Raw genomic sequence first — 1,600 nt, 5'->3', positions numbered from 1 at the left:
TTGATACTCATTGAGCCTTCTCCCCAATTTAGCCAGCTTGGCTAAACTGAAAGGCAACCAAACCAAAAAGGAGAAGACCCAATGAACTTTTACAATAGCACCCATCAGCATTATTGTGGAATCGATTTGCACGCCCGCAGCCTCTATGTTTGCATTATCAATCAACAAGGTGAAACGCGCCTACATAAGGAAATATCAGCGAATCCAGACGCGCTGATTGAACTTATCAGCCCCTATTTAGATGATCTTGTCCTCGGCGTTGAATGCATGCACTGTTGGTACTGGGTCGCCGACTTTTGCGACGACCATGATATTGAATTTATTCTCGGCCATGCCTTATACATGAAAGCTATCCACGGCGGCAAAACTAAAAACGACCGCGTGGACTCGTTTAAAATTGCGGCCCTAATGCGCGGTGGAAACTTCCCGCTGGCCTATGTCTATCCGCGCAACATGCGGGCAACTCGCGACTTGTTGCGTCGCAGAACCAACCTGGTGCGACACGGCGCGGACTTAAAAGCCCATGTCGCTAACACCACCAGCCAGTACAACTTACCGCCAAACAAAGTAAATCTAAAGAACGTCGGTGCCCGAGAGCAACTCAATACCACTTTTCATGATCCTGTCGTGCAACGCAATATCAACCTCGATATGGCGGTTCTCGAGTGCTACCACCGAGAGCTCAGTCAGGTGGAATGGTTTCTGGAAAAACAAGCCATAAAGCACCAGCCCGCGTACTTCTATCTACTAAAAACAATCCCCGGCATTGGTCGCATACTCGCGCTGACCATCCTTTACGAAATCGGCGATATTCAACGCTTCGAATCGGTGCAAAAGTTTGCTTCTTACGCCCGACTTATCAAATGCAAAGCTGAGTCCGCTGGTAAAACCTATGGCACTCAAGGCAACAAAATTGGCAATGCGCACCTAAAATGGGCCTTCTCTGAAGCGGCGGTTTTATACCTCAGAGGTAATTCGGGCGCACAACAACTATTGCAACGCTTTCAAAAGCGCATGAGCAAAGCTAAAGCGTTGTCTGCCCTAGCTCACAAGCTAGGCCGTGCCGTCTATTTCATGTTAAAGAACGAGAAAATATTCGATGAAAAACGCTTCTTAACTAGTTAGTCACGCAGCAGGATGATGATCAACGTCTAACTGGATCATGACGGAGTGTGCTGAAAACCGGTGTCTGCTGACTGGGTATACAACCCTCCAAACCGAATTTCTACACCCACTACGAAGCCCGTCGCTTTGATTATCCATTCTGCTGGCGTGCATCAATACTCTGAGCGAGTGCGCTTACACCGGTGCTGAACCTGAAACTAACTGGGACGAAATCGTAACCCGCTTTTTGACTAGGACAGATACCGGTTAACCGATGAATGTCTAGTGCCCCAAACCAACCTGCACGGAGCAATCCGGTTTGGCAGTGGATAACCGCCACACTAAGAGAGCCTCAATAGGTGTTTGCTGTAAGCCATCAACAGCCAACGATGACAGACGAAGCAGGCTCACTGGCTCAGAGATTTGGTATTGGCCGCTCACGCGGCGGCCAATAAAAACTAGTGCCTATTGACAGGACGAAGGCTCATAGGTGTTA

1 protein-coding gene is annotated in these 1,600 nt (G+C 48.6%); it reads left to right on the top strand.

The features are described from left to right. Positions 1–81: 81 nt before the first annotated feature. On the top strand, positions 82–1,125 hold the full coding sequence (locus tag BLP64_RS10680; protein ID WP_092594020.1) for an IS110 family RNA-guided transposase: 1,044 nt from the start codon (positions 82–84) through the stop codon (positions 1,123–1,125). Positions 1,126–1,600 lie beyond the last annotated feature (475 nt).

Source organism: Pseudidiomarina indica (assembly GCF_900104245.1).
Taxonomy (GTDB): Bacteria; Pseudomonadota; Gammaproteobacteria; order Enterobacterales; family Alteromonadaceae; genus Pseudidiomarina; species Pseudidiomarina indica.
Note: the sequence above shows the minus strand (reverse complement) of the source record. Positions and strands in the feature narration are given on the sequence as shown.